This is a genomic window from Methylobacterium aquaticum (assembly GCF_001043915.1).
Taxonomy (GTDB): Bacteria; Pseudomonadota; Alphaproteobacteria; order Rhizobiales; family Beijerinckiaceae; genus Methylobacterium; species Methylobacterium aquaticum.
The window spans coordinates 1-724 of the sequence record NZ_LABX01000226.1 but is presented as its reverse complement, the minus strand read 5'-3'; the positions used below and the strand labels follow the sequence as shown (position 1 = coordinate 724).

Below are 724 nucleotides of genomic sequence, written 5' to 3'. Positions count from 1 at the left end.
CCCGGCACTTACAGCGCTACCACCAGCCGCCTCTTGCAGGACATGCAGAAGCAGGGGCGCGGCTCGGATGTGGTGCGGATGGCCCTGGACGAGATCAACCCGCGGCTGGCGAAGTACAACGAGCTTGCCAGCTACGGCCAGCGTGCCACCAATTCCCTCGGCGACGCCTGGGGCAACTTCTGGTCCAACGTGAACCGCGGCGCCGGTGTGGCAATGGGCGATCCTCGCCTGAACGTCACCCCGCAGCAGACCGCAACGGCCGTCCTCGAAGGGCAGCTCGCCAAGGCTCGCGCCGATCAGGAGAGAGCATCCGCAGTCGTCATCCAGCAGAGCCGGGCAAACCAGCTTCTCAGTGTGAACCCGGTTGAGCGGGAGGTTAAGCAGAATATCGAGCGTGCTGGGCTCAGTGACAGCGATAAGTACAAAAGCGTCGATGAGCGCTTCGCCGGCGTTTTTGGCACGGCCAGCAAGCCGGACCTTGGGTCTTATCGGCGCGAGCTTATCGACCGCCCGAATACGCCATACTTCAATAATCAAACGCTCAAGGATGTGGCTGAGCGTGCTGAGCGCTCGATGATCGCGACGCCAGAGGAGGGCAAGGCTCAAGTCCGGCGCGTTACCGAGCAGGCCAACGACATCTCTCAGGCCCGCGCTCTCAACGACGTTTCGGCGCAGTCGACCCGGACGCAGCAGGCCCAGGCTCAGGCCCTCGGCAAGACGGCCG

1 protein-coding gene is annotated in these 724 nt (G+C 63.8%); it reads left to right on the top strand.

Translation table 11 applies throughout. The features are described 5' to 3' along the window. Positions 1-78: 78 nt before the first annotated feature. Positions 79-724 (top strand): hypothetical protein (locus VP06_RS26180; RefSeq protein WP_156295780.1); only part of this gene is annotated, 646 nt, incomplete at its 3' end.